Consider the following 24,702-nt stretch of genomic DNA (forward strand, 5'->3'; position numbering starts at 1 on the left):
AAATGACTAAATTAGTATTTTAGTTTTTGAAACTCTTTTTCATGTATGTTAAAGTAAAGTGAGCTTGCAAAGAAAAGGAGACAACAGCATGAAAAAATTAAGTTTTGTTATGCTTTTTCTATTAGTCGTAATGGCTGGATGTAGCAATTATGACACATATATTGAAACAGGTATGCAATCATTGAAAGATGAAAAGTATAGTGATGCAACAATGTGGTTTGAAAAAGCAGAAAAAGAGAAATCAGGAAATGAAGCGAAATCATATAAAGAAGTTGCTGAGAAAATGGATCACGGAGCAACAGCATTAAAAGATGGTAAGTATTTAGAAGCGAAAGACATTGCAAATGAAGTGTTACAAAAGAAAAAAGATGCTGAACTTGAAAAAGCTGTAACATCAAATGCAGAGAATATGCTTCAAAAAGCAAAAGATGTGGAAGAGAAAGTAAATGAAAGAGTGGCAAAGCGTAGAAAGGTAGAAGAAGAAGGAATCGATAAAATTATTAAAGCTGTCGATAGTATAGATGAAGTGAAAGAAAAAGAGAAGAAAGTATCAGAAGCATTAGATAAGGCTGAAGAGGCGCAAGCAAAAATTGAGGCAAAGAAAAATAAATAGATTTATAGTTTGAAAGGCTGTCGTGCATAACGACAGCCTTTTAATTTTTTGTTGCAAATGAAGTGATGCTCTGTAGTAAAAAAGAAATGATTTTAGAATTCCATCTGTCCTCATGATGAATCGTATAAATGTTACGCTGAAATTCAAATTCAGGGATTGGTATATAGCATAGCTCATTTCGTTGTATTTCTTGCTCGATAGCAAGTTTAGAAATAAAGGCAATTCCATTACCATATTTTAAAATTTGTTTCATCGTTTCTAATGAGTCTAATTCAATTTCAGATTGGAATGTAATGTTGTGCGCCAACGTCCATTGTGTAAGTAAATCTCTCGTTGTAGATGGATTACGATGCAATAGTATGCGTTCCTTTTCGATATTTTGTAACGATACATTGTCTTTCTTTGAAAAATGATGTTCTTTGGAAAAGGCAAGAACAAGTGTATCGGGCATTATATTCGTTTGTTTTAAAAGTGGTTCATCAAATGGAGCAGCGGAAATTATCCCAAGATCGATTTCGTGATTTTGTAGCATCATTCGAATTTCAGGGGCTGTTTTCACTAGTAGCGTTATTTTTATATTGGGAAATTCACATTGAAATTGATGAACGACTTCTGGCAAAAGATAAGTCGCTGGTACATAACTAGCGCCGATTGTTATAGCACCTTTATGAAAATCTTTAAACTCTTGCGTGACACGTCTAGCTTCTTTCATAAGTGCATCTATTTTAGAAGCATAATGATGCAAAGCCTCACCAGCCTCTGTTAAGAAATACCTTCCAGAACGTAATTCGAATAGAGATACACCGAGTTCTTCTTCTAAGCTTTTTATATGAAATGTAATAGTTGGTTGTTTAACGCCAAGTTTTTCTGCAACGATTGTAAGCTTTTTGTATTTCTTAATAAGTACTACAATTTCTAATTTTAAGAGATTCATTATGAATTGCCGCCTTTTTTATTTTAACTATAGAAAAAATCTATAGAAATAAATAGTTTATTAGAAGTTTTTTAATTTAATCTTTACAGTACATTAACATTCAGTATAAATCTTCCATATAGAATGAAAGCAGGTTAAGAATGAGGGGAGAGAGGTGAAGCAATGGATATTACAATTAGTGGATTAGAAAAGGCATTTGGAAAAATACAGGCGTTAAAGACGTTGCAGATTGTAATGAAACAAGGGGAATTCACTACACTTTTAGGACCTTCGGGGTGTGGAAAAACGACTTTACTTAGAATGATAGCAGGGCTTGAAGAACCGGATAAGGGAGAAATATATTTTGGAGACCAGTGCATGTATTCTGCTGCAAAAAAGATAAAGACATCTCCTCATGAACGGAATATCGGTATGGTATTTCAAGATTTTGCTTTATGGCCGCACATGACTGTTTTTGAAAATGTTGCATTTGGTTTAAGAGCTACAAAGCAAACGAATCGATTGCGAGAAAAAGTAGAAGATGCGATAAAGCGAGTTCGCCTGCAAGGTATGGAGAAAAGGTATCCACACGAACTTTCTGGTGGACAGCAACAACGTGTCGCATTCGCTAGAGCAATTGTAACAAAACCTCATTTTATTTTGTTTGATGAACCGCTAAGTGCACTCGATGCAATTTTGCGAGAAGAAATGAGAATAGAGCTTATGGATATCGTTCATTCCATTGGTTTAACTGCACTGTATGTCACTCACGACCAAACAGAAGCAATGTCAATGTCAGACCAAATTATTGTCATGAAACAAGGAGAAGTATTACAAAAAGGAACACCGGAAGATATTTATGTGAAACCGTCTCATGAATTTGTTGCCAAATTTGTTGGTAAGGCGAATTGGCTTGTAGAGGGTAAAAAAATGGTTCGTCCAGAGCATGTGAGCTGGACGAAAAATGAAGTGTGCGAAATGTATACAGGTGAAATTAAGCACGTTACATATGTAGGAGAACGGTATGAAATAAAAGTAAACATGGGGGCACTCGGAATATGGACAGCTTATCACAATAGTAAATTAAGCATCGGTAAACCAGTATCGTTATATGTGCCAAAAAAATGTATTCGTCATATAGGGGGAGAATCATATGAAGAAATTCAGTTCGCTTAAGTCTTTATTTGTATGTACTTTATTATTTTCGGCTGTAGTAACAGGGTGTAGTTCAAAGACAGGCAATGCAGATGCAAAAAGTAAAAATACGACTGAAAAGAAAATTGTTGTATATAGTGCAGGGCCAAAAGGGTTAGCAGAAAAAATTCAAAAAGACTTTGAAAAGAAAACTGGTATAAAGGTGGAAATGTTTCAAGGGACAACTGGTAAAATTTTAGCGAGAATGGAAGCTGAAAAGAAAAATCCAGTCGTTGATGTAGTCGTACTTGCATCATTACCAGCGATGGAAGGATTAAAGAAAGAGGGTCAAACGTTAGCTTATAAAGAAGCGAAACAAGCTGATAAGCTGCGTTCTGAATGGTCAGATGATAAAGGACATTATTTCGGGTATAGTGCTTCAGCATTAGGGATTGTGTACAATACAAAAAATGTGAAGACAGCGCCTGAAGATTGGAGCGATATAACGAAAGGGGAATGGAAAGGAAAAGTGAATCTTCCAGATCCAGCACTTTCAGGTTCAGCTTTAGACTTTGTAACTGGATATGTGAAAAAGAATGGAAAAGATGGATGGAATTTATTTGAACAACTTAAGAAAAATGAAGTTACAGTAGCAGGAGCAAATCAGGAAGCGTTAGACCCAGTTGTAACAGGTGCGAAAGATATGGTAATTGCGGGTGTTGATTATATGACGTACAGCGCAAAAGCAAAGGGTGAACCTGTTGATATCGTATATCCAAAAAGCGGAACAGTTATTAGTCCACGCGCAGCGGGGATTATGAAGGATAGTAAAAATGTAGAAGGCGCAAAAGAGTTTATTGATTATTTATTATCCGATGATGTACAAAAACAAGTTTCTAAAGCGTATTTATTGCCTGGTAGAACAGATATAAAAGCTGAAAATAGACCAAATGTAGAAGAGATTCCAGTATTAAATATTGATTGGAAAACAGTTGAGAAAGAGCAAGATGAAATAGGAAAACAATTTAAGAAAGTATTTCAATAAGATGGTGATTCCATGGTAAATCGATTCGTATCAGTAAGACAAGTTGGAATGACGGTAGCGTTATTGCTTGTGGCGATGTTAATCGTCATTCCCCTTTTTCTTATTTTATTTTCTAGTATATATGAAAATAGCAGTTGGAACTTTTTAAAGCCTTTTGAAGTGATACAGAGTGGTGAATTAGCTGGGATTTTTCTGAATTCGCTGCTTCTAGGTGTACTCGTTGTAATAGGAGCTACAATATTTGCATTTCCATTGGCGTTTATTATGAGCAAAACAGATGTAGGAAAGTATAGTAAGTTAGATATTGTTTTTATGATTCCATTTATGACACCGCCGTATATTGGATCAATGGGCTGGATTTTGTTCATGCAACCTAACGGCTATTTCGAACAATTTTTTCCGATGCTAAAGACAGTTTCATCATCGTTTTTTAGTTTAGGAGGTATGGTCTTAATTATGAGTCTGCATTTATTCCCATTCCTTTATTTCATGCTGAAAAACACGTTACTTCAGATTGGGAGTAGTAAAGAAGAAGCTGCAGCAGTTCATGGCGGAAGTTTTTTCTATCGTTTAAGAAAAATAATATTGCCGTTATTAGTATCAAGTTATGTAATGGGTGCTTTACTCATTTTCGTAAAGACGATTGCTGAATTTGGAACACCGGCTACATTTGGACGTAGAATAGGATTCCACGTGTTAACATCAGAAATCCATAAATTTATTTCGAGTTGGCCAATTGATTTTAGTAGTGCAACAGCATTATCTTCTTTATTACTTAGTGCTTGTATGCTTATTTGGTATATGCAAAATGTATTGAATCGAAAGTATTCATATGCAATGGTTAGTGGAAAAGGTGTGAAATCTAAAAGATATACTTTGTCTATATTTACGCGCGTTGTAGCATGGATGTATGTAATTGGTTTATTAATCGTATCAATTGGAATTCCATACTTTTCTATACTTATTGCTTCTTTGTCAAAATTAAGAGGCGGCGGTTTACATGTAAATAACTTTACAACAAGCCATTATGAGGCATTGTTTACAATAGGATCTCCGGGATTAGAGGCTTTATGGAATAGTTTTCTTTTTTCACTCGTAACAGCGATTATCGCGGTAATGATTGGAGTCTTTTTGGCACTTATGATTCGAAAGGGGAAAAAAACCTCTGAAAAATGGCTTGATATGTGCGGTATGTTACCGAATATGGTACCAGGAATCGTTATGGTTGTAGGTCTTATTCTATTTTGGAATTCACCATATATGCCCCTGTCAATTTACAATACACCAATCATGGTTATCGTAACGTATGTTGTTCTGTTTTTACCTTACACGGTGCAATATGTAAAATCATCACTGGGACAAATTGATGATTCTCTCATGCAGGCAGGAAGTGTTTTTTCTGGAAATTATATTTATATTTTTAGAAAAATAATATTGCCTCTTATTATCCCGGGTATTCTTGCTGGATGGGCGATGACATTTACAATTTCGATAAGAGAGTTAGTAGCATCGCTTCTCGTATTACCTCCATCAGTAGAAACGTCAGCAACGTTTATTTTTGCTCAATTTGAACAGGGTGAAGTATCTATAGGCATGGCGATGGCCGTTGTTTCTGTTGGACTTACAACAATGTGCTTATTACTGCTGCAACATATGGAGCAAAAGCGAAAAGGGGTAGCATGATGAGAGTGGAAGTGTGGGGAGGAGCAGGAGAGTACGGTCGCTCCTGCTATTTTGTAAAAAATACAGAGGTGAAAATAGTATTTGATTGTGGTATTAATCGATCTTATGAGGATAGTTATCCAAAAATAGAGAGAGAAGCTGTTCCATTTTTAGATGCGGTATTTTTATCACATATCCATGAAGATCATACGATGGGTTTACCTTTATTAGCGAAGTATGGCTATAAGAAAAAAATTTGGACGACTCGTTATACGAAGGAGCAACTGCCGTTATATTATGAAAAATGGAGAAACTATAATGTGATGCAAGGGTGGGATTTACCTTATAGCGACCAACACATAAAAGATTTAAATTATGTATGTATTGATGAGATTAGTAATCCAAATGAATGGGTACAAATTACTCCTACATTGCGGTTTCAATGGGGATATAGTGGGCATGTATTGGGAGCTGTTTGGTTTTTAGTTGATATGTGTAATACATACGTATTTTATTCAGGCGACTATTCAGCAGAGTCTAATATACTACGAGCTAATTTACCTGAGAAATTGGGCCATAATATAAAAGTCGCAATTGTGGATGCCGCTTATCACACAGATGATGTTTCGCAAAATGAAAGATTAGACGATCTATGTGCAGAAATTGAACGAGTTATGCAAAATAAAGGAATAGCATTATTACCGCTGCCACAACTTGGTAGGGCGCAAGATATAGTATTGTATTTATATGAACGATATAAAGAATTTCCGCTTATAGTAGATAAAGAAATCTTGGCTGGATTTGAAGAGATGTTCGTATATAAAGATTGGATAAAAAATAATGAAGAATTTAAATGGATTATGGAGAGTTTAAAAAGAAACATAATAGTGATGGATAATGATATTAGTATGCAAAATAGTTACGGAATAGTTGTAATGAGTGATGCGAATATGCAAACGAAACGAGCGCAGTTATATTATGAACAACTTCGGAATGAAAAACGGAATGCCGTTATTTTTACTGGGCATATTGCGAAAGGGAGTTTTGCAGAAAAAGTTATGAAAGAACCTGTAAGGAGTACATGTAGGGTGAATCGAGTTGCGTATAAAGTTCATCAAAGTATAAGAGACGTTAAAGAGATGTTAAATACATTATTACCAGAACATACGGTGCTAGTGCACGCTTTGAAAGAGGATACAGATCGATTACAACAAAAGCTAAGTACAGCAGGATATGAAAATGTATATTCACTTGCAATGGAACGTATAGAAGTCATTTAAAATACAAAGGGGATAGGTATATGAAAAAAGTATTTGTATTCGTAAGCATTTTCTTTTGTTGTTTCCTTTATAACGTTAAGGAAGGGTTTACTGCTAGTCCAATGAAACCTAGTTTTGAAGTGAAGTTATTATTAAAGCCAGAACAAGTATTAGGTTATAACAAAGAGATGAAGCAAGAGGTGCTAGAACATTTCCAGGCTGGTACAAAATATGAAAGAATACAAGTGCAATTTTTAGATACTGCAAATAAAAGTTTAAGTGATGAAGGTTGGTTTGCTAGAATTCGAAAGAAAGAATTTAGTAAAGATTTTGAACTAACATATAAAAAAAGATATCCTATTCAAAATGGTGTAATTCAAGATGCACTAGAAGTAGCTAAAAAAGAAGGATTCGATAGTAATACGGATAGTTATGAGGCGGAAATAGATTGGGGATTTGAGAAGAAAACATTAAGCATTTCAAATAAGAAAAGTTACAGTGCTAAAGGATATGGGATACTTGATTTACCAAATGAACAAGCTGCTCAAAACATGTTAATAGAAAAATTACCAGGGAAAATGAACAAATGGTTGTATACAAATTGGGGAGAAGAGATGTTAAAGAATTCCCGTATTTACGGTCCTGTATTAATGAAGCGATATACAGGAGAGTTTGAAAACATAAAAGCAAATATTGAAATTTGGCCATTAAGTAATACTGGGAAATTAGAAGATGACTTCGTAATAGAAGTGTCATTTAAAACAAATGAAGAAAGTATTGCGACAAAAAAAAGGGAATTATTAATGGCGAGTTTAGAGAAAAAAGGCTGGTTGTTACCGAAAGATAGTTTAAAGACAGAGCTTATTTTTCAGTAAATAGTAAAAAGGAATACATATGCCATGGATTCCTTTTTATATATGAGTATTAAGCTAAATCATGTACAGAGATAATAAAGTTGTTTAATTTACAATAAAGTCATTTAAAAAATAATATAGTTGTTTAAAAATCCTTCTTCTACTAACGAGGCAGGTTAGTGGAAGAAATAGCAAGTGGGTTTAACTAGGAGAAGTGTCGATGACATTAAAGAAGACACCGAGGTGTCTTCTGTTTTTTTAATTAAAAATATCGATAAATTAGGATTTATTTACTTAACATTATACTTATTTTCGGACCGAGGCATCTAATCGGTGAGTATATACAAACCAAGTAATGCTTGCTGTTAATAATGTTGACGAAATTAAAGCTGTAAGAACACTATATGTTTGCCAAATAAGTATCGTTGACCAATCGAAGGCAAAAAACATTATACACTGGGCAATCGTAGCGATTAGGAAAATAATTGTTACGATTGTTCTCTTTTTTGTCATTGGCTGCTGCTCATTCGTTTTCCTTTTTCTTAATCCTAAGAAAAATAACAGAACGGCTAATAGGCAAAGAATAATTGTGGTAGACGACAAAATGATGTCCAAAAGCTGTGTGCCGCTTATCTCGTATGACTGAGTTAGATTGCCGCTTAATATATTTTTAACTTTTAGTACCAGGTTTATATTGGTATTTGTGCCGTTGCTCAGTAAGCAGATGGCTGTTCTTTCATTTGGCAGTATGGCTACTTTGGTACTAAAATTTGGATTACCCCCAGTGTGTTCTATAAACGTTTGTTCGGCGTTTACCGACCAACCTGCCGCATAATACATATCATTGACAGCCGAAACAGACATATCACCCCTATGTGATTTTTCGATGGCCCTGTGAAATATTTCGGGTATGTCCTGCACGATACCCATCTGTATGCCCATCCAACGCGCCATATCTTTTGTATTAGAAATGATATAGCCGGCAGGTTTATTCCCAGCATAATCCGGAGCGTTAAATGGAGTTGTTATAAAAAAGGAAGAACGGTAGCCCTGTGCTAACTGTCCAGTGGCTTGAGCATCTTCTTTATAAACATACGTCTGGTGAAGACCTAAGGGTAGAAGTACCTGTTCCTTCATAAAGTCTTCATAGCTTTGTCGTGATACAATCTCAATAACCAAACCCAATACGTCATAATTAACGGTTCCATATTTATATTGTTCACCGGGAGAGAACGCCAATTCTGCATCTGCCAGCGTTTCCACAGTCTTTTGCAACATATCAGGCGTATTACCTTGTGGAATATTTTGAGTATGTCTAATATTTGTTAGGCCGCTGGTATGGTGAAGAAAGTTATTTAGTGTAAGGTTTTGCATATCAACAGGTTTACCTTGATACTTTAACGTAAACCAAGGTAAATATTTTTGGATAGGGTCAGTCATTGATAGCAGCCCTTGCTCTTCCAATAGCAAAATCCCCATACCAGTAAAAGCTTTACTCACCGAGGCCAACTCATAGAGTGTATTTTCACTTGCAGACAATCCCTTTTCAAGATCTGCATACCCAGAAGAAAAGTAGAACACTTCACCATCAGCAAGTATTGAGATTGACATTCCAGGCACACCTGATGTACGACGGGCATCATCTAGCAATGCTTGTATTGCCTCAGATTTCGAATCTGACAACGCATAACTTTGTGTTGCGAATCCTGGGAATAATATAAATATCGTTAATACAAAAACAATAGTCTTTTTCATACACTCTCCTTTTTGAAGAATTATAAGGATATAAATAACTTATTTTTATAACTATAAACTAAATTCTAATTTATCTTTCTATTTACCTATATAATATGAAATAATTGTGAAGAGTTACACTTAAACTAACGGGGGCGTTAGTTCAATAAGAAGTAAACAACTTTATTATTCATTTTTTAAGCATTACATAAGCAGATGGATATAATTTGAAACAGCTTTAAAGAGGCTTGCTGCATATAGAATGTAGTAAGCCTCTTATCTTTTTTAGTCAAAATTCAATAACTTTATTATCACTATACAAATCAGCTGACACGAACATATCACTATTTTGAAGATTTTTAGAGCGTAAACTATAAGCAACTACCTTCTTTTTATATTGTTTTACAACATCAACATGCTCTTCATGACTGTAAATATAAAATGTGAAATCTTTTTTACCACGTTTTGCATGGATAATTAAAGGAGTGCCTTCATTATGGGGTGGTGCATAATAGCGATCTAAAAATAAACCTTCGTTAAAATCATGAATAATTTTTGATTTCTGTTCGCCTTCTACGTTATTTCCGTGAATTGTAATAGTCACATTCTCTTCTTCAAGTTTTGGATGTGTTTCGTACTTGCTAATAATGGATTCAATAACAGTGTTAGGAAGGCTAGAAACGATAATTTTAAATGCTCCAAATACAACTAACATTACAATAAACCAAGTCGTCATAGTAATCATCCCCTTTATTCTATTTAATAATATAACTCATATGGTAATAGTACATATGGTGAAGTTTTGTATAATTTGTGAAAAATATGCCATTTTTACGAACGAAATATTAGAAAAATCAATTTTGTTACAAAAAGTTGAAATTGAAGTATTTTAAAAGAAAAAGGTTTATAATAAAAATATAACTAATAACCACATTACTAATTATAAGGAAGTGTAACTATGAGTACTGTAGCAATCGTATATGGTATTATTCTTTCCACAATTATTGTTTTGTTTTTCGTTGGGGTTTCACGTTATATTCATAAATGGAAAGAAGGCGTTGCGAAATTAAATCACATTGAAGAAGAACTTAGTGATTTAATGTTACATCATGGTAAATAAAAAGATAATTTTTTAACGAAACAATGTGAAGAATATCACAAAACATGCTCTCATCATGAAAGCATGTTTTTTTGTTATGTGAATGTTAGACATATTCATGAGATTTTTTCGTGCAATACAGTGTGAAATAAAATAATAATTCTTTATGTGTAGGAAGAGTTATTCTGTTTTGTATAATTTTGTAATTTAGTTCGGTATAATTATGATATAGAAGGAAATTTGTTAGAGGAGGTATATTGTGAACATATTAAAGATTATAGGAATTGTTGCAGGAGTGATTATAGTAGCAATTATAGCTTTCTTTGTCATAATGAAGTATTATTTGTCAAAAAAAGATTCTGATTACGTATTAACCTATATAAAAGAACATAAAGACGATGAGACATGTTCATTACTGATTAGAAAAAATGGTGAGATATTAACATCTATAAATGAAAATAAAAAATTGCCATTAGCGAGTACGGCAAAAATCGTAATAGCAGTTGAATTTGCTAAGCAAGTGTCAGAAGGAAAAATAAGTCGTGATGAACAAATTTCATTGCACGAGCTAGAAAAATATTACGTTAAAGATACTGATGGTGGAGCACATCCTAACTGGTTAGAAGATGCCAAAGCGAGAGAATTAGTGAAAAATGGACAAATCGCTTTAGAAGAAGTCGCTAAAGGAATGATTCATTATAGTTCTAACGCAAATACAACATATTTGTTAGATAAGCTTGGAATAGAAAGAGTAAATGAAAGTATAAAAGAGTTAGAGCTTACTAGTCATGATAAGTTCTCTTCGTATACAGCTTCACTATATATGAGAGGGTATGTAGAAAAAGAGCTTCATAAGCCAGAAAATCAATCATTAGAAATGATACGTAACATGTCAAAGGATGAGTATAATAAACATGTGTTACAAATTCATGAATGGATGAAAGATGAAGAAGAATGGAAAAAACGTGAAATTCCATTAAAGGTAGATATGGAATTTCAGCGAATTTGGTCAGATCGATTAGTGAGTGCAAACGCTAAAGATTATATGAGTATAATGGAAAAAATAAATAGTAGAAATTATTTTCCTAAATTAATGCAAGAAGAAATCGAGAATGTTTTCAAAGGAACAGTTAATAATAGTAAGTTAGAATTTGCGGGGCAAAAAGGTGGTTCTACCGCATTCGTATTGACAAAAAGCTTGTATACTACAGATAAGAAAGGGAATAAAGTAGAAGTTGTAATTATGTTTAACGATATAGAAGATCAAGTTGTATATCAAAAGCTGAGAAATAATATAAATTATTTTATTCAAGATGCTATAACAGATGAAGAGTTTAGAAATAAATTATAATAAAATAATTTTATTATGTAAACAACATGCTATTAAAGGTAGGTATTGAGATGAGGTTGAATGAGTATATGCTTGAAACGTTTCCGAATTTAGAACTTAGACCACCTCTATTTTATAATTGGGATATTGGTATTCGTTTTAGATTAGGTGTGGACTATGATTGTAATAACATTTATGAAAATTGTCTATATTTAGAAGGCGTTTATAAAAGGACGATTACTTTATTTCAGTCTTTACATTCAACAAAAGATGATATTTATATTGTAGTGGATGTAAATGACTATGCAAATGGTGAAATTTTCAAACAGAAATTGAATATCTTTTCTAAGTATGTCAAAGAGAAGTCCGATTTGTTTAAGTTACAGAAAAATACAATCCCTTATGTTTTTCCAGAAGAAGATGAAGATGGAGCATATAAAACACATAGATATACTTTGAAATGTAAAATCTCTGACTTTACATACATTCCTATGCTAAAAGCAATTTGTAATCAAGATATGGGAATAAAACCGAGTATTTTTCATAGGGTGTATTTTATAAATGTTAACAAGAATACTATATTTCACGTTTATGATGATAGAGGTTGTGATGTATTAGCTACCTCTCCTGATACAATTAGGGATATTTATAATACATATAATGATTGGATATTAGAATACGATAGAAATAAAATTGATAAAGTATTTAATTGAATGTAGTCTATTTTAAATGAGGGAAACACCATATGGGGTGTTTCCCTTTTATTAATATGAAAATCAACATTTAAATTTGAAAGCACTTATTATAAAGGTAAAGGGATTTGATGGTAATGTATTGAATTTGGGTAGAAACGGAAAAAGGAGATGAATAAATGACAACAATATATTTCGTTCGCCATGCCCATTCTACCTATACAAAAGAAGAACGGGAGCGACCTTTATCTGAAAAAGGGTACTTAGATGCAGAGAATGTAACACGCTTATTAAAAGATAAACATATTGAGGTTGTGATTTCTAGCCCGTATAAAAGAGCAATCCAAACTGTACAAGGAATTGCGAATACATATAAATTATTAATACAAACAGAAGAAGATTTGCGTGAAAGATTATTGAGCACAGAGCCAGTATCAAATTTTAATGATGCTATGCAGAATGTGTGGGAAGATTGGAGTTTTGCATACGAAGGCGGAGAATCGAATGATGTCGCACAAAGGCGCGCTGTAATATGTATGCAAAATATATTAAAACAATATGAAGGTAAGAATATTGTAATAGGTACGCATGGAAATATTATGGTATTACTCATGAATTATTTTAATTCGAAATATGATTTTGAGTTTTGGAAAACACTTCATATGCCTGATGTGTATAAATTAAATTTTGATAAAAATCGTTTCATTTCTGCTGAAAGAATAGAGAAAACAGGTCATCGGTTAAATATTTTGTAAAAGTTTATCAAAAAAAGAGGAAAGAGAGAAGTTATTGTAGAAGTATGACTTTGTAACATAAAAAATATATGTTAAAGGAGGCTGTTTACATGTTTGAGAAAGAGAAAGAAGGGCTTATTGAAGTTCAAAACGTATATGAAATTGCACCAGAAGATGGAACAATTATTGGTATGGCAACGGAAGAAGAAATGGAAATTGCTGCTGAACTAGAGTTACAGTACTATGCCCATTCTCGTTTGTTAGAAGCAAATATTCAGTTAGACGGTTCCTCCTACAAAGAGTTACTTCAGGAGTTCCAGGAGTACGAAAGAAAATCAATGAGCTTTTGGCGAGCGATACATAAACGTTTAGCTGTGCCATGGGCGTGGGTACTACGTATTGATGTTGCGAATGGCCCTATATATGTAAGTAATGGAAGTTCATATTACGAAGAAATCGATGATGAAGAAGATTATGAATAGATAAGTAAGGAAGCAGCTTTAGTTGCTTCCTTTTTTTATTTGTAAGAAATGAATCGCCTCAATAATAATATCTGGTCGATCATTTTCTATACCGTGACTAGCATGTTCGGCAAGAATATATTGGTTGTTAGTTGAGAGGTGTAATTGTTCGTGAATTAGTTCTTGCCACATTGCTTCAAGTTGTATTGCTTCCTCTTTTGGCATGCCGCCATTAGTCAATTGAGTAATAGAATATTGAGGATCTCTACCGATAACGATTAATGGTATTTCTAATGTTTTACATAGCTCTTTTAGTGAGAGAGCACAGTTTTTCCACTCCGATAGTTCAGAAGCTGTCGCTTTATATAATGAAGGCGAGGTAGAGAATTCAATTTGCTGTTTTGATTGATCGGTGAGAATAGGTTTTAGTTCATTATAAAGTGTGTCTACATCCATTTTGGAATATATATTATATTTTTGAAACCAAACATCATCAGAATCAGTTTGATCAGAAATTGGTAAATGAAGTTCATCTAAACGGTGTAAGTTCATCGAAGTAGAATCAACTAAAATAAGTGCTTGCAGCTTATCTTCATGTAACATCGCAAAATGTTGTGCACATAATCCTCCATAGGAATGACCGATTAGAATAAATGGTTCTTGAATAGCTAGTTTGTTTAGTAACATATGTAGCTCTTTTGTAACTTGCCTTATTGTACGCGGCTGATTGCCTAAATCACTTTTTCCGTAACCTGGGCGATGGTATGAAACAACTGTAAAGTGCTCTGAAAGCTTTTCTATAATAGGAAACCAATCATAAAATGAGCAAGTCATTCCAGTTTGAATGACTACAGTTTGTTTACCATCTCCTTTTATATGTACTTCTATATTTTGCCCCATTATTTCTACAAATTTATGAATGTTAATTCCTCCTAAGCTTGAAATAATTTTTGACAAGCAAAAACGATACACCAAACACCTATACCAAGTAGGACAGATGTACTAAGTGTAAATGAATTTTTTAAACCAATATAGACAATAAATAATAGTAGTGCTGATGCGGGGAATCCATATAATACCCCTAAAGCAAATTGACTCAATTCTTGTTTATTTCCGCCTTCGAATGAAATCCAAAATAAACTAAGTAAACTCACGAGAGGAAGGGCAGCAATAAAGCCACCTATCGTACTGTAATGTTTAGCGACTTCAGTGATAATGCCGATAATAAGTGCCGAAACGATTACTTTAACGAGGAAATGCATATTTTGCCTCCTTCGCTAATAACGAAAATGCTTTTTCAATTAATTGTTGTTCTTCTTTTGATAACTGTAATTCTAATATTTTTATCTTTTCTTTATCTAGTAAAGTATGTTTTTCTAATACTTCAATTCCTTCAATTGTTAATGTAAGGTTTACCACTCTTTCATCTTTTTTATTTCTCTCTTTAACGATGAAACCCTTTTGAATAAGGCGTTTTATATGTTCAGACGCTGTGTTATGAGAAAGACTAAGTTCAGTAGCGACTTTTCCAATTGTTATATCTTTCTCACGAGAAACGATTTGTAAAATACGAATTGCTTGGTGGGAAAGGTTGTCCTCGTATTCGTATCGTAAGTGATAATAAATGCTCTCCCAATGTTGATTAATGTTGTTCATAATAATAAATCCCCTTTTTTATATCGTATAGTAAGATATATTCGTTGTTTTAGAAATAAAATCCTTTTATTTGGATAAAAAATGTTGAAAAAGTTTATTTTTATTGAAATATAAGGTAATCTATGTGTAAAGGTATACATTTAGCAAGAGAGAGGATGATAGCTGTGAATACATTCAAATGGATTAGTCATGAACAGATGTATGTAGATGAAATACATGTTGAAAAATGTGGTCCTCTTTCAGTCGGCGTATATGGGGGAAATCAAGAGAGTGATGCATATGAACGAGGAGATGCGGTGCTGGCTTGGTGGGATCCTGAATTACAATTTGAATTTGTTATGATTTTTGATACACATCACAAAACAAAAAATATAGATTATATAATAGAAGCGATTTCGGAAAGAAAAGAAAAACTAAAAGAGTTATTCTCATATCCAATACATTTAGCTTTCCATCATACACATATGTACTTATTAGCGTTATTTACAGATGAGTTATTTATTAAAAAGTGTGATCAAGATGATGAGGAACTCGCTTGCTTAATTTGTTTACGAAAAGGGGAATTTTTATATTGGTTATCAGTTGGTGATTGTTTCGCGTATTTATTCCATTCTGAGAAAACGAAAAATGGAAAAGGACGATTAAATAAACGGAAGAATTACGAATATATTGGCAGGAAAAATATTTTTGCAGCAAATACACCTTGCTTTACGTCAGGTGTAAGAGGATTAGAAAAAGGAATGAATCACATTGTAATGGCAACGGACGGTATTTTAGAGTGTGATAAACGAAGGTTTGATGATGAGCAATCTTTAGTAGAAATATTACATGACGGAAATAGCTTGCAGATTGAGCCAGTATTAACAAATGTACTGCAGTGGAAAGGTAGAGATTGTGCCACGATTATTGGATGGTCTATTGATACTGATAATAAACAATGTGCTAATTAATATAAAAGGAGTTCAAGGTTTTTATCCTTGAACTCCTTTTTGTTAAGCAATATGGATGTGATATGTTTTTAACCATTCATTTACTTGTAGCATATACTCCATGGCACTTCTTGCCTCAAAATTGTTAATCTCTTTATTACTTTGATCAGCAATTGAAAGTAAGATGGAATGGTTAATAAGTGAGAAAATAGGATTGTTTTTATTGTTACACATATCAAGTGTTAAATTACGGATTGTTTGTAAGTAGAGTGGATCTTGTGAAGTTGGATAAGCGCTTTTTCTTCTATTGCGTACATCGTCAGGTAAAGCTGGTTGTAGTGCTCTACGTAAAATGCCTTTTTCAATATTATCAATACTTTTTATGTTGAAAGGAACATTCCATAAATATTCAACTAATCTATAATCACAAAACGGTACACGAACTTCAAATCCAACAGCCATACTCATGCGATCTTTACGGTCAAGTAAGAAAGGAAGGAATCTTGTTAAAAATAAATAAAACATTTGACGTTGTTTCGCGGATTTTTTACTTTCGCCTTCAAGAGTAGGTACTTCAAGTATCGCCTCTTGGAATCGTGTATCAATATAGTCTTCTAGATTACATTGGTTACTTACTTCATTTAGTAGAAGAGGAGATGTATTTTTCCAATTTGTTAGCCAAGGAAACTTATCTACATATAGTAGTTCTTCTTGATGAAACCAAGGATATCCACCGAATACTTCATCAGCCGATTCGCCGGATAAAGCTACGGTCGCATCTTTTTTCATTTCGCAAAATAGTAAATATAGTGAAGTTTCCATTTCACCAGCACTCGGTAAATCTTTTGCATGAAGGGGAACGAATAAGTGATTTGCTAATTCTTCAGCATTCACAATAATGTCATGATGCGATGTTCCTACATGTTCAGAAACACGTTTTACCCAAGGGGCATCTAGACCAGTTCGAGCAAATGTCAGTTCGAAATCTTTTGCGCTATTTACAAAGTCAACAGAATACGTATGAAGTGTTTTATTTTCAGCAGCAAATTCTTTACCCGCAAGTGCAGTAATACCGCTAGAGTCTAATCCGCCTGATAACATACAAACGAGAGGAACATCGGCAATTAATTGTCTTTTTACTGTATCTTGTAAAATAGATAAAATATGCGAAGATGTATCTTCTATAGAGTCTGTATGGAACTTACTTTCTAAATTCCAATACTTCGTAACTACTTTTTTATGACGTGTAAATGTTATAGAATGTCCAGCACGTACTTCTTGAATATTTTTAAAGACGCCACATCCTGGAGTGCGAAATAAGCCTAATCCAAATACTTCATTTATTCCATCCGCATCAATTTCAGCAGGGACAGATGGATGCGCTAGTAATGCTTTAATTTCAGAGCCGAAAATAATACTGCCATTTCTTTCTGTAAAAAAGAGTGGTTTTACACCTAAATGATCTCGTGCTAAAAACAATTGTTGCTTCTGATCATCCCATAAGGCAAAAGCGAAAATTCCGTTTAAATGTCGTACGCAGTCTTCTTTCCACTCTAAATAAGCATGCAGTAATACTTCTGTATCTGAATGGGTTTCAAATGCATGCCCACATTTTTGAAGCTGTTCTTTAAGTTCACGGAAATTATAAATTTCTCCATTATAAGTAAGAGCATACGTATAATCACCAGCACGAAATGTTTTTGGCTGCGTTCCTCCTTTAGGATCTATTACGATTAATCGGCGGTGTGCAAAAGCTGCGCGAGGTGAAAACCAAAATCCTTCAGCATCCGGACCACGATGCTGAATACTATTTGCCATCTTTTTTAAAATAACATGTTGATTTGAAAGGTCTTCTTTCCAATCTACCCAACCTGTAATTCCACACATACATATCTCATCTCCTAATTTAAAATAGTAGATTAACGAAATAAAATATACACCAAGTTAAAGAATGACTATATAAATAGTGTACTACATGAACCAAATTGTAGACTTGAGAAAATTTTCTTTGAACGCATAGTTATGTGAGACAATGGCTAAGGAAAAGTATTCCATTACATACAAAAAATAAAAAAGATGAGAGAAAAAATTTTCTCAGACGTTATATAGGGTGTAAGAGCTTTTACAAAACAATAAGGGGAATCGCTACATGAAATCAAATGAGAAAAATTTTATAAAAAGATTACAACGGCAAAAAGAAGACGCGTTAGAATTTGTTGTCGATACATACTTACCACTCATAAAGGGAATCACGCATAAAGTTCTACTTCCAATTCAAAATGATGGACTCATAGAGGAATGTATAAACGATATATTTCTTTCCATTTGGAATAACGCAAATAAATTTCATGGAGAGCCGAGCGATTTTAAAAAGTGGATTGCAGCGATTGCGAAGTTTAAAGCAATTGATTATTACCGGAAATCGACTAAAACAGTAGAAATCATTTCAGATGAGTTTCATATCAGTACAGAAAAATCAGCAGAAGACGAATTAATCGTTATGGAAGATAGGGAAGAATTATTGAAGCTCATTAATCAATTAGAACCGCTAGACCAAAAGGTGTTCATTATGAAATATTTACTTGGTATGAAGACAGAGGAAATAGGTGACAAGTTAGGATTAACTCGGGCAGCAATTGATAATCGAGTGTATCGGGGGAAAAAGAAACTACAACAAAATGCTACGAATATTAGTTTTGGAGGTAGTGCGATATGAAAGACATTTATGAACTATTAAATGATATTGATATAGATGAAAAAGAACTAGAAGAAATTGAGGCTTCTGAAATTGAAAAGGAAAAAGTAAAACGAAATGTAAAACAATCTATACGTACGAAGAAAAAGATGAAAAGTTGGAAAAAAGGTGTCGCTGCTGCATCTATTTTAGTAGGATTATCAGTTGCAACACTCGGTATCGGATTTCCTACATATGCGGGGGGATTGCCAATTGTAGGTGACATATTCCGATTTTTAGATAATGGTAGAACAGGGTTATATGAAAATTATAAAGAATTTTCGACTGAGTTGAATATGACGAGAGAGAGTAATGGAGTTAAAGTTACAATTAATGATGTAATTTCTGATGGCAGAACATTATCTATAACGTATTCACTGGAAAGTGAGCAGGACTTAGGGGAGGATCCTATCATATTAGGTGGATTGGATATAATGGACGCTCATGGTAGTTCAGGCAGTGGTAAAATGACTAAAGTTAATGAAAAAAAGTATGTAGGTATGGTAACAACGACGCATCATGATAGCAATAAAAAGGACAAAGTAAACTTTAGATGGAATATAGAGAGAATAGAGATGCCAGATAGGAAAAAATCAATACAAGGTAATTGGAATTTCGCCTTAACTGTAAAATCAGTGGATAGTAAAGAGAGAACAATTGGTGGGAGTTCGGAAAAAGAAGGTATAAAAGCAAATATGGAAAAGGTCGCAATATCGCCAGTTTCATTTATTCTTTATTACAATCAAGAGGTTTCTAAGGGCGCGAGGAAAGAATGGGATAGTGTAAATGTTGAATTGACGGTTAAGGATGATTTAGGGAATATTTATTCGGGTGAAGGAAATGGGGGAAGTGGCAACGATCCTTACAATATCCATTGGAGTGCCACCTTCCAAAAACTAAACGAAAATGCAACAAAGCTTATCGTTACACCTCGCGTGCACTTGCGAGTACATACACCTGAAAATCATGGTGGAGTAGAGTATGTGAATGGGAAAGAGAAGAAAATAGAAGTGCTGAAAAAAGAAGCGAAGAGTAAAGATATTGTGTTAGATGATATTGTCATTGATTTAAAGAAATAAAAGAGAGACTGCCTAAAACCATTTAGGCAGTCTTTTTTTCGTTAAGAACTAGTAACGAGCAATGCATGCGGATGCTGCGTTTTATATTCATCTTTCCACGGAATATTTAGTTGTTCCCACGATTCGCCGCTATCATTGGATTGAAAGACGCCATTGTTATTTAACGTGTAAAACGTATGTGGTTCAGCCTTGTTTGTCGCAAACATCGAAATGACTGTACCGATTGCAGATGGTAGTCCTTGTTGTACTTGCTGGAACGGAGTATCTTTCGTTTTTCGATAAATATAAGATTCATAAGGGATACGGTGATGAGCCAGATCAGCACTTGGCGCGGCAGAAACTAGAATCGTATTACAATCAGCTGGATCAATTGCCATGCTGTATAAATAATGATGTTCAAGTCCTTCACTACATGAGATCCAGCTGTTTCCATTGTTATAACTTTCAAGATAAGCACGATCAGGTCCGCCCATAAATCCGTCACCACATGATGCATAAAGACGATTTGGTGCTTCAGGGTGCATAAGTAATTGATGAGCATCGATAGGAGCACCGAATTTTTTATCAATCCATGTATGCCCTTTATCATTACTTTGAATAACAGCACCAGCTTCGATTGAAACGTGTATTGTATTAGGGTTGTTTGGATCAACTGTAATCCAGCGTACGTGATGGGTAAAAGGTCTAGGCGGGAAAGCCCACGTATAAGAAGATAATAATGATTTCATATTTTTAAGTTCAGTCCACGTTTCACCACCATTTTCAGAGCGAAATAAAGCACTCGGTTCTGTGCCGACATAAACGACCCCATATCCGTTCGCTTGTTCATTTGAGCTTATTGTTATGGAAGTGATAGAGGAGTACAAAATACCATCTTCTTTAGGAAAATCAAAGTAACGATAGGAATCCCCAATTGGTCGCCAAGAATCCCCACCATCATCGCTTAACCATAAACCTCGTCCAAATGTTCCGCAATATACACGGTTTGGGTGGAGCGGATCAACAGCGATACAGGTAGGTTGCATATTTTGTAAGTGATAAGTCGTTTCATAGTTATCATATTGTTCTTTCACTACAACAAGTTCACGTTCCATACAGAGAAATAAACGTTTCATTTAAGTAACCTCCTTAAAAAATCTTTCATTAGTAAACAATATGAAAATAAAAAAGAAGTAGTCTTGTTTTATTTGAGAAAAAGGGATTGTTTAAAAAGTAGCGAAGTGTGTATACAGAGGAAGCGGGCGTTTACAATCAGTCAATTCGGGATAAAGATGGGGAGTTTGTTTCATACTAACATACAGATATTGTACTTAAAGGAGTATAAGTATGGGACATTCGCATGATCATGGTCATTCAAAAAATAAAAAGGCGTTACTAATTGCCTTCTTACTAACAACAAGTTTTATGATTGCAGAAGTTGTTGGTGGATTTGTAACAAATAGCTTAGCACTACTATCTGACGCGGGGCATATGCTAAGTGATGCAGTATCTTTAGCTTTAAGTTTACTTGCGTTTAAGCTCGGAGAAAAAACAGCAACAACTGTGAAAACATATGGATATAAGCGAGTCGAAATGTTAGCAGCATTATGTAACGGTGTCGTTCTAATTGTCATTTCGGTATACATTTTTATTGAAGCAATCCGTCGTTTTAAAGAACCAGTTGAGATTGCTAGTAATGGGATGCTCATTATTGCAGTCCTTGGTCTGCTTATTAATATTTTATCAGCTTGGATATTAATGAGAGGCGGAGATGTGAAAGGTAATTTGAATTTAAGAAGTGCTTTCCTGCACGTACTAGGCGATCTATTGGGTTCCGTCGGAGCGATTATTGCTGCGTTACTTATTAAATTTTTCGGATGGACTGCTGCAGATGCGATTGCTAGTATTCTTGTGTCTATTTTAGTCATTATTAGTGGATGGCGTGTAACACGTGATACGGTTCATATATTAATGGAAGGTGCACCACAGCACATAAATGTTGAAGAGGTAAAAAGTACATTATTAAATATTCCGATTGTAAAAGAAGTTCATGATTTGCACATATGGTCTGTCACATCGGATTTTCAAGTATTAACTTGCCACTTGATTATTAAAGGTAATGAAACGCAAAGTGTTTTAAAAGAGGCTACGGATGTATTAAAGGAGAAGTTTCATGTAGAACATGTCACCATTCAAGTAGAAATAGATGGTGAATTTCACCATGATGAGACAACTTGCAAAGTATGAAAGAAAAAGGATAAGAAAAAGTGTCATAACATTTTTCGCACGGCATACATATATATAATGTGGCCACAAATACTTTGCAAGGTAAATATTTCATGAAATTACTTTACTTATAAAGAGTCATCTTTTATAATCAAAAGTGGTAATTGATAGAGATTATCATTTTCAATGATTGTAGAAAGGAGTTTTTTAAAAGATGAGTAGTCAACTCCGTTTTGCTGTTGAAAATCGTAAGAGGCATTTAATTGATGAGTTAATTGGAGCAGGTGTGTTTAAGATTCGCGACCGACAATTATACGAGCTGTCTTTAGAGGAATTGGAAAAAGAGTACGAAGATATGGAAGATTATGCGAATATTCAGGCGTAGCTATATAGATTAGTAAAAGGAGAGCTGGTTACGATTTTGTGTAACCAGCTCTTTTTTTACTTCGTAGAAATTATTTTTTGTATTTCTTTCATGGGACGGAGCCAGTTTTGGGTCATTATTTGTTCCATTTGTTTTTCGTCCTGCTTCTGTAATGCTTGAATGATAGAGTGATGTTCTTCAATAGATTGACTTGCTGGAACAAAGTTTTGGAAAAACAAATATTCAAGACGTAAAACGTGAAGTTGCATATTTTCTAGAAAGGGTTCAATATATTGATTTTTAGCAATAGAAGAAATTGTATTGTGGAATTGTATATCTAATTCTAAAGCTTGTTTTGCGTTTTTTTTCTCTATAGAGTGCTGAAAATGATCATTTATTTCAGAAAGTAGTTGAATATCAGCGTCTGTAATGTTTTGAAGAGCTTGCTTTCCTATAATAGAGTGAAGACCAGCCATCGTTTCATAAATGATAGATACGTCGTCTAACTTAATAGGAGCAATTTTCGTTTTTTGCCCTGGTACCATTTCCACTAATCCAGAAAGCTCTAATATTTGAAGTGCTTCCCTTACAGGTGTTCTGCTTACTCCTAGTGCCTCAGCCAATTCCCCATCATTAATTTTTTCATTGGGCTTCAGTACACCTTCAATAATCCAATTTTGTAGTTGATTTAAAACGAGTGATTTTGCTGAAATTCTTCCTGGTTTTTTATAATTTTGAGGGACAGGCATAGTGAATTCAATCCTTTCATTGTATATTTTCCTTTTTTGCATGAACAAGCTTTAATTTTTCTTTCCCTTCATCCGGCTTTTGGCTTAAGATGAGCACCATTACAATGACACAAAAAGCGCCTAATAACTGAAAAGATTGAAATGGCACGTGCAATATAAGTACAGAAGAAATAATAGCTGCGAGTGGTTCTGTGCAACCAAATAATGTTGTTTCTTTCGGAGTCAGGTATCTTATGCTGTCTAAGTATAAATAAAAGGCAATAAGTGTCCCGAAAATGACGACAAATGTGATGAGCGGTAGGGTACTTAGTTTTACATATTTCATAGTTGATAATAAAATGAATTCGTTTGTAGAAATAAAGTGTACAATCGTTACACCAATACCCCCAATAATCATGCCCCATCCAACGATAACGGAGGAAGACCATTTTTCTAACAATTCCTTTGAATATAAACTATAAAAAGCGAGAGATAATCCAGATAAAACACCCCAAATAATAGCTGGTGTAGAAACAGCCAAGTTATGAACAGACCCGTTTGTTAGTAAGAGAAAAGTGCCTACTAATGAAAGGGTAATTGAAATGAAATCAATTTTTGATGGACGAACGTTCCATTTGAAAAGTAAGTATACAGTGATGAATATAGGAGCTAAATATTGTAATAATGTTGCCACGGCAGCATTTCCTTCTTTAATTGAAGCGAAATACGTATACTGTACAGCAAGCATACCGAATAGACCAAACAAAATCATTTTAATAGCATCAGATTTTTTTTTCCAAATGCCAAATATCTCTTTTTTTCTCGTTCCGAATGAGGAAATAATGAGCAAAATAATTCCAGATATAAGTAAACGGATTGTAACTAACCATTCGGTTGAAACATTGTCATATTGAAAAAGTTGTTGTGCAGCTGTACCAGACAAGCCCCATAAACAAGCACCGATTATGACCATTATAATTCCTTTTAATCGATTTGAATCCATATGATCTAAAATTCTCCTTTCTAAAAATATAAATTGAATACAATATGCAATATATCACAGAATGACTCGTTAATAAACTGAAATTTCTAATTTGTTTTTTGTGTATAGTAAAATATTGTAGAGGAGGGGGAGTATATGTTAGCAGGATTTTTAGTTTGTTTATTTGTTGGGTTACTTATCATTTTTTTAGTGTATCAAATACATGTGAAAAAGAGGTTGTTTTTGTTAGCAGGATATCAAGAAGAAACGTTTGTTGGAGATAAAAATAAATTAGCGAAGCTTTCAGGAGCATTTTCTTATATAGTCGGAGTTGCTACTATAATATTACCGCTTGGCTTAGAAAAAATAGGTGATGTAGTTGGTATCATATATGCTATATTAATTGTTTTAGGTACAGTTGTATTTATAATTAAAGCAAACTTATTAAATAAGAGTGCTATAAAATAAAAAGGCTTCATTCTACTGAAGCCTTTT

The 24,702-nt window shown here is 33.9% G+C and carries 28 protein-coding genes; 18 read left to right on the top strand and 10 right to left on the bottom strand.

The genetic code is table 11. The annotated features are described in order from the left end of the window. The first annotated feature begins 88 nt into the window (after positions 1-88). Entirely contained in the window at positions 89-613 is a 525-nt protein-coding gene (locus H6481_RS19125) for a DUF4398 domain-containing protein (protein ID WP_000736436.1), read from the top strand. Positions 614-653: 40 nt separating this feature from the next. On the opposite strand, the gene H6481_RS19130 is transcribed toward H6481_RS19125, so the two are convergent. Beyond that, positions 654-1,547 carry a LysR family transcriptional regulator gene (locus H6481_RS19130; protein WP_043936912.1) on the bottom strand — a complete coding sequence of 298 codons (894 nt, stop codon included), beginning with the start codon at positions 1,545-1,547 and terminating at the stop codon, positions 654-656. A 162-nt stretch (positions 1,548-1,709) separates the two neighbouring features. Here H6481_RS19130 and H6481_RS19135 point away from each other — a divergent pair, with 162 nt between their 5' ends. Genes H6481_RS19135 through H6481_RS19155 form a run of 5 tightly spaced genes read left to right on the top strand, consistent with a single transcriptional unit; the run spans position 1,710 to position 7,501 of the window. Beyond that, entirely contained in the window at positions 1,710-2,702 is a 993-nt protein-coding gene (locus H6481_RS19135; protein ID WP_182812836.1) for an ABC transporter ATP-binding protein, read from the top strand. After that, entirely contained in the window at positions 2,680-3,705 is a 1,026-nt protein-coding gene (locus tag H6481_RS19140) for an ABC transporter substrate-binding protein (RefSeq protein WP_000714686.1), read from the top strand. The genes H6481_RS19135 and H6481_RS19140 overlap by 23 nt, the downstream gene beginning before the upstream one ends. Before the next feature lie 12 nt (positions 3,706-3,717). Next, positions 3,718-5,388 carry an iron ABC transporter permease gene (locus H6481_RS19145; RefSeq protein WP_182812838.1) on the top strand — a complete coding sequence of 557 codons (1,671 nt, stop codon included), beginning with the start codon at positions 3,718-3,720 and terminating at the stop codon, positions 5,386-5,388. Beyond that, complete coding sequence (locus H6481_RS19150) at positions 5,385-6,647, top strand: MBL fold metallo-hydrolase (RefSeq protein WP_182812840.1); 1,263 nt, start codon at positions 5,385-5,387, stop codon at positions 6,645-6,647. Before H6481_RS19145 ends, H6481_RS19150 begins: the two co-directional genes overlap by 4 nt. Positions 6,648-6,667: 20 nt before the next feature. Continuing rightward, positions 6,668-7,501 (top strand): hypothetical protein, encoded by an 834-nt coding sequence (locus H6481_RS19155; RefSeq protein WP_182812842.1) that lies wholly within the window; start codon positions 6,668-6,670, stop codon positions 7,499-7,501. Between the two features lie 285 nt (positions 7,502-7,786). On the opposite strand, the gene H6481_RS19160 is transcribed toward H6481_RS19155, so the two are convergent. Together H6481_RS19160 and H6481_RS19165 are read right to left on the bottom strand one after the other, a co-directional pair. Beyond that, positions 7,787-9,235, bottom strand: a complete 1,449-nt coding sequence (locus H6481_RS19160) for a serine hydrolase domain-containing protein (RefSeq protein WP_078994775.1) — start codon at positions 9,233-9,235, stop codon at positions 7,787-7,789. Positions 9,236-9,503: 268 nt separating this feature from the next. Further along, on the bottom strand, positions 9,504-9,950 hold the full coding sequence (locus tag H6481_RS19165; protein ID WP_000214587.1) for a YfmQ family protein: 447 nt from the start codon (positions 9,948-9,950) through the stop codon (positions 9,504-9,506). 40 nt (positions 9,951-9,990) lie between these two features. Between H6481_RS19165 and H6481_RS19170 the strand changes: the two genes are divergently transcribed. The 6 genes from H6481_RS19170 (at position 9,991) to H6481_RS19195 (ending at position 13,551) form a co-directional block, all read left to right on the top strand. Continuing rightward, positions 9,991-10,107, top strand: coding sequence for a hypothetical protein (locus H6481_RS19170; RefSeq protein ID WP_002011946.1), 117 nt, complete (start codon positions 9,991-9,993; stop codon positions 10,105-10,107). Positions 10,108-10,172: 65 nt separating this feature from the next. Further along, positions 10,173-10,334: a hypothetical protein gene (locus H6481_RS19175; RefSeq protein ID WP_000108701.1), complete on the top strand. Its 162-nt coding sequence runs from the start codon at positions 10,173-10,175 to the stop codon at positions 10,332-10,334. A gap of 238 nt (positions 10,335-10,572) precedes the next feature. Further along, positions 10,573-11,664 (top strand): serine hydrolase, encoded by a 1,092-nt coding sequence (locus H6481_RS19180; RefSeq protein ID WP_182812843.1) that lies wholly within the window; start codon positions 10,573-10,575, stop codon positions 11,662-11,664. Between the two features lie 68 nt (positions 11,665-11,732). Beyond that, a complete protein-coding gene (locus tag H6481_RS19185; protein WP_065486054.1) occupies positions 11,733-12,356 on the top strand; it encodes a DUF3885 domain-containing protein in 624 nt (207 codons plus the stop codon). A 158-nt stretch (positions 12,357-12,514) separates the two neighbouring features. Then, positions 12,515-13,090, top strand: coding sequence for a histidine phosphatase family protein (locus H6481_RS19190; RefSeq protein WP_120460511.1), 576 nt, complete (start codon positions 12,515-12,517; stop codon positions 13,088-13,090). An 89-nt stretch (positions 13,091-13,179) separates the two neighbouring features. Next, positions 13,180-13,551: a hypothetical protein gene (locus tag H6481_RS19195; protein WP_000461779.1), complete on the top strand. Its 372-nt coding sequence runs from the start codon at positions 13,180-13,182 to the stop codon at positions 13,549-13,551. Between the two features lie 18 nt (positions 13,552-13,569). On the opposite strand, the gene H6481_RS19200 is transcribed toward H6481_RS19195, so the two are convergent. The 3 genes from H6481_RS19200 to H6481_RS19210 are packed head-to-tail and all read right to left on the bottom strand — an operon-like array spanning position 13,570 to position 15,186. Further along, the gene (locus tag H6481_RS19200) at positions 13,570-14,502 is read right to left on the bottom strand and encodes an alpha/beta hydrolase (RefSeq protein ID WP_065483061.1); all 933 of its coding nucleotides are present in this window, start codon (positions 14,500-14,502) and stop codon (positions 13,570-13,572) included. Continuing rightward, positions 14,463-14,792, bottom strand: coding sequence for a DUF3147 family protein (locus H6481_RS19205; RefSeq protein ID WP_000545616.1), 330 nt, complete (start codon positions 14,790-14,792; stop codon positions 14,463-14,465). The genes H6481_RS19200 and H6481_RS19205 overlap by 40 nt, the downstream gene beginning before the upstream one ends. Then, complete coding sequence (locus H6481_RS19210; RefSeq protein ID WP_001059783.1) at positions 14,776-15,186, bottom strand: MarR family transcriptional regulator; 411 nt, start codon at positions 15,184-15,186, stop codon at positions 14,776-14,778. Before H6481_RS19210 ends, H6481_RS19205 begins: the two co-directional genes overlap by 17 nt. A gap of 122 nt (positions 15,187-15,308) precedes the next feature. Between H6481_RS19210 and H6481_RS19215 the strand changes: the two genes are divergently transcribed. Then, positions 15,309-16,136: a protein phosphatase 2C domain-containing protein gene (locus tag H6481_RS19215; protein ID WP_120460509.1), complete on the top strand. Its 828-nt coding sequence runs from the start codon at positions 15,309-15,311 to the stop codon at positions 16,134-16,136. Positions 16,137-16,178: 42 nt separating this feature from the next. On the opposite strand, the gene asnB is transcribed toward H6481_RS19215, so the two are convergent. Continuing rightward, complete coding sequence (asnB, locus tag H6481_RS19220) at positions 16,179-18,002, bottom strand: asparagine synthase (glutamine-hydrolyzing) (RefSeq protein WP_182812846.1); 1,824 nt, start codon at positions 18,000-18,002, stop codon at positions 16,179-16,181. A gap of 262 nt (positions 18,003-18,264) precedes the next feature. Between asnB and H6481_RS19225 the strand changes: the two genes are divergently transcribed. Then, positions 18,265-18,831, top strand: a complete 567-nt coding sequence (locus tag H6481_RS19225) for a sigma-70 family RNA polymerase sigma factor (RefSeq protein WP_000840007.1) — start codon at positions 18,265-18,267, stop codon at positions 18,829-18,831. Next, the gene (locus H6481_RS19230; protein ID WP_182812848.1) at positions 18,828-19,928 is read left to right on the top strand and encodes a DUF4179 domain-containing protein; all 1,101 of its coding nucleotides are present in this window, start codon (positions 18,828-18,830) and stop codon (positions 19,926-19,928) included. Before H6481_RS19225 ends, H6481_RS19230 begins: the two co-directional genes overlap by 4 nt. Positions 19,929-19,969: 41 nt before the next feature. Here H6481_RS19230 and H6481_RS19235 read toward each other — a convergent pair whose 3' ends face one another. Further along, positions 19,970-21,043: a glycosyl hydrolase gene (locus H6481_RS19235; protein WP_071730868.1), complete on the bottom strand. Its 1,074-nt coding sequence runs from the start codon at positions 21,041-21,043 to the stop codon at positions 19,970-19,972. A gap of 211 nt (positions 21,044-21,254) precedes the next feature. On the opposite strand from H6481_RS19235, the gene H6481_RS19240 reads away from it, so the two are divergent. Together H6481_RS19240 and fbpA are read left to right on the top strand one after the other, a co-directional pair. Then, on the top strand, positions 21,255-22,154 hold the full coding sequence (locus H6481_RS19240; protein WP_048565284.1) for a cation diffusion facilitator family transporter: 900 nt from the start codon (positions 21,255-21,257) through the stop codon (positions 22,152-22,154). Between the two features lie 193 nt (positions 22,155-22,347). Continuing rightward, a complete protein-coding gene (fbpA, locus tag H6481_RS19245) occupies positions 22,348-22,518 on the top strand; it encodes a Fur-regulated basic protein FbpA (protein ID WP_000098302.1) in 171 nt (56 codons plus the stop codon). A 56-nt stretch (positions 22,519-22,574) separates the two neighbouring features. Here fbpA and H6481_RS19250 read toward each other — a convergent pair whose 3' ends face one another. Together H6481_RS19250 and H6481_RS19255 are read right to left on the bottom strand one after the other, a co-directional pair. Continuing rightward, complete coding sequence (locus tag H6481_RS19250; protein WP_002023787.1) at positions 22,575-23,246, bottom strand: GntR family transcriptional regulator; 672 nt, start codon at positions 23,244-23,246, stop codon at positions 22,575-22,577. A 16-nt stretch (positions 23,247-23,262) separates the two neighbouring features. After that, a complete protein-coding gene (locus tag H6481_RS19255) occupies positions 23,263-24,228 on the bottom strand; it encodes a DMT family transporter (RefSeq protein WP_071730872.1) in 966 nt (321 codons plus the stop codon). 135 nt (positions 24,229-24,363) lie between these two features. On the opposite strand from H6481_RS19255, the gene H6481_RS19260 reads away from it, so the two are divergent. After that, a complete protein-coding gene (locus H6481_RS19260; protein WP_065483072.1) occupies positions 24,364-24,675 on the top strand; it encodes a DUF3784 domain-containing protein in 312 nt (103 codons plus the stop codon). Positions 24,676-24,702 lie beyond the last annotated feature (27 nt).

The organism is Bacillus sp. ME78 (genome assembly GCF_903970865.1).
Lineage (GTDB): Bacteria > Bacillota > Bacilli > Bacillales > Bacillaceae_G > Bacillus_A > Bacillus_A cereus.

What these genes read in the sequence shown, in the direction of transcription:
- H6481_RS19125 (WP_000736436.1), top strand. Translation starts at nt 89, where the DNA reads ATGAAAAAATTAAGTTTTGTTATGCTTTTTCTATTAGTCGTAATGGCT.
- H6481_RS19130 (WP_043936912.1), bottom strand. Translation starts at nt 1,547, where the DNA reads ATGAATCTCTTAAAATTAGAAATTGTAGTACTTATTAAGAAATACAAA.
- H6481_RS19135 (WP_182812836.1), top strand. Translation starts at nt 1,710, where the DNA reads ATGGATATTACAATTAGTGGATTAGAAAAGGCATTTGGAAAAATACAG.
- H6481_RS19140 (WP_000714686.1), top strand. Translation starts at nt 2,680, where the DNA reads ATGAAGAAATTCAGTTCGCTTAAGTCTTTATTTGTATGTACTTTATTA.
- H6481_RS19145 (WP_182812838.1), top strand. Translation starts at nt 3,718, where the DNA reads ATGGTAAATCGATTCGTATCAGTAAGACAAGTTGGAATGACGGTAGCG.
- H6481_RS19150 (WP_182812840.1), top strand. Translation starts at nt 5,385, where the DNA reads ATGATGAGAGTGGAAGTGTGGGGAGGAGCAGGAGAGTACGGTCGCTCC.
- H6481_RS19155 (WP_182812842.1), top strand. Translation starts at nt 6,668, where the DNA reads ATGAAAAAAGTATTTGTATTCGTAAGCATTTTCTTTTGTTGTTTCCTT.
- H6481_RS19160 (WP_078994775.1), bottom strand. Translation starts at nt 9,235, where the DNA reads ATGAAAAAGACTATTGTTTTTGTATTAACGATATTTATATTATTCCCA.
- H6481_RS19165 (WP_000214587.1), bottom strand. Translation starts at nt 9,950, where the DNA reads ATGACGACTTGGTTTATTGTAATGTTAGTTGTATTTGGAGCATTTAAA.
- H6481_RS19170 (WP_002011946.1), top strand. Translation starts at nt 9,991, where the DNA reads ATGGTAATAGTACATATGGTGAAGTTTTGTATAATTTGTGAAAAATAT.
- H6481_RS19175 (WP_000108701.1), top strand. Translation starts at nt 10,173, where the DNA reads ATGAGTACTGTAGCAATCGTATATGGTATTATTCTTTCCACAATTATT.
- H6481_RS19185 (WP_065486054.1), top strand. Translation starts at nt 11,733, where the DNA reads ATGCTTGAAACGTTTCCGAATTTAGAACTTAGACCACCTCTATTTTAT.
- H6481_RS19190 (WP_120460511.1), top strand. Translation starts at nt 12,515, where the DNA reads ATGACAACAATATATTTCGTTCGCCATGCCCATTCTACCTATACAAAA.
- H6481_RS19195 (WP_000461779.1), top strand. Translation starts at nt 13,180, where the DNA reads ATGTTTGAGAAAGAGAAAGAAGGGCTTATTGAAGTTCAAAACGTATAT.
- H6481_RS19205 (WP_000545616.1), bottom strand. Translation starts at nt 14,792, where the DNA reads ATGCATTTCCTCGTTAAAGTAATCGTTTCGGCACTTATTATCGGCATT.
- H6481_RS19210 (WP_001059783.1), bottom strand. Translation starts at nt 15,186, where the DNA reads ATGAACAACATTAATCAACATTGGGAGAGCATTTATTATCACTTACGA.
- H6481_RS19215 (WP_120460509.1), top strand. Translation starts at nt 15,309, where the DNA reads ATGTGTAAAGGTATACATTTAGCAAGAGAGAGGATGATAGCTGTGAAT.
- asnB (WP_182812846.1), bottom strand. Translation starts at nt 18,002, where the DNA reads ATGTGTGGAATTACAGGTTGGGTAGATTGGAAAGAAGACCTTTCAAAT.
- H6481_RS19225 (WP_000840007.1), top strand. Translation starts at nt 18,265, where the DNA reads ATGAAATCAAATGAGAAAAATTTTATAAAAAGATTACAACGGCAAAAA.
- H6481_RS19230 (WP_182812848.1), top strand. Translation starts at nt 18,828, where the DNA reads ATGAAAGACATTTATGAACTATTAAATGATATTGATATAGATGAAAAA.
- H6481_RS19235 (WP_071730868.1), bottom strand. Translation starts at nt 21,043, where the DNA reads ATGAAACGTTTATTTCTCTGTATGGAACGTGAACTTGTTGTAGTGAAA.
- H6481_RS19240 (WP_048565284.1), top strand. Translation starts at nt 21,255, where the DNA reads ATGGGACATTCGCATGATCATGGTCATTCAAAAAATAAAAAGGCGTTA.
- fbpA (WP_000098302.1), top strand. Translation starts at nt 22,348, where the DNA reads ATGAGTAGTCAACTCCGTTTTGCTGTTGAAAATCGTAAGAGGCATTTA.
- H6481_RS19250 (WP_002023787.1), bottom strand. Translation starts at nt 23,246, where the DNA reads ATGCCTGTCCCTCAAAATTATAAAAAACCAGGAAGAATTTCAGCAAAA.
- H6481_RS19255 (WP_071730872.1), bottom strand. Translation starts at nt 24,228, where the DNA reads ATGGATTCAAATCGATTAAAAGGAATTATAATGGTCATAATCGGTGCT.
- H6481_RS19260 (WP_065483072.1), top strand. Translation starts at nt 24,364, where the DNA reads ATGTTAGCAGGATTTTTAGTTTGTTTATTTGTTGGGTTACTTATCATT.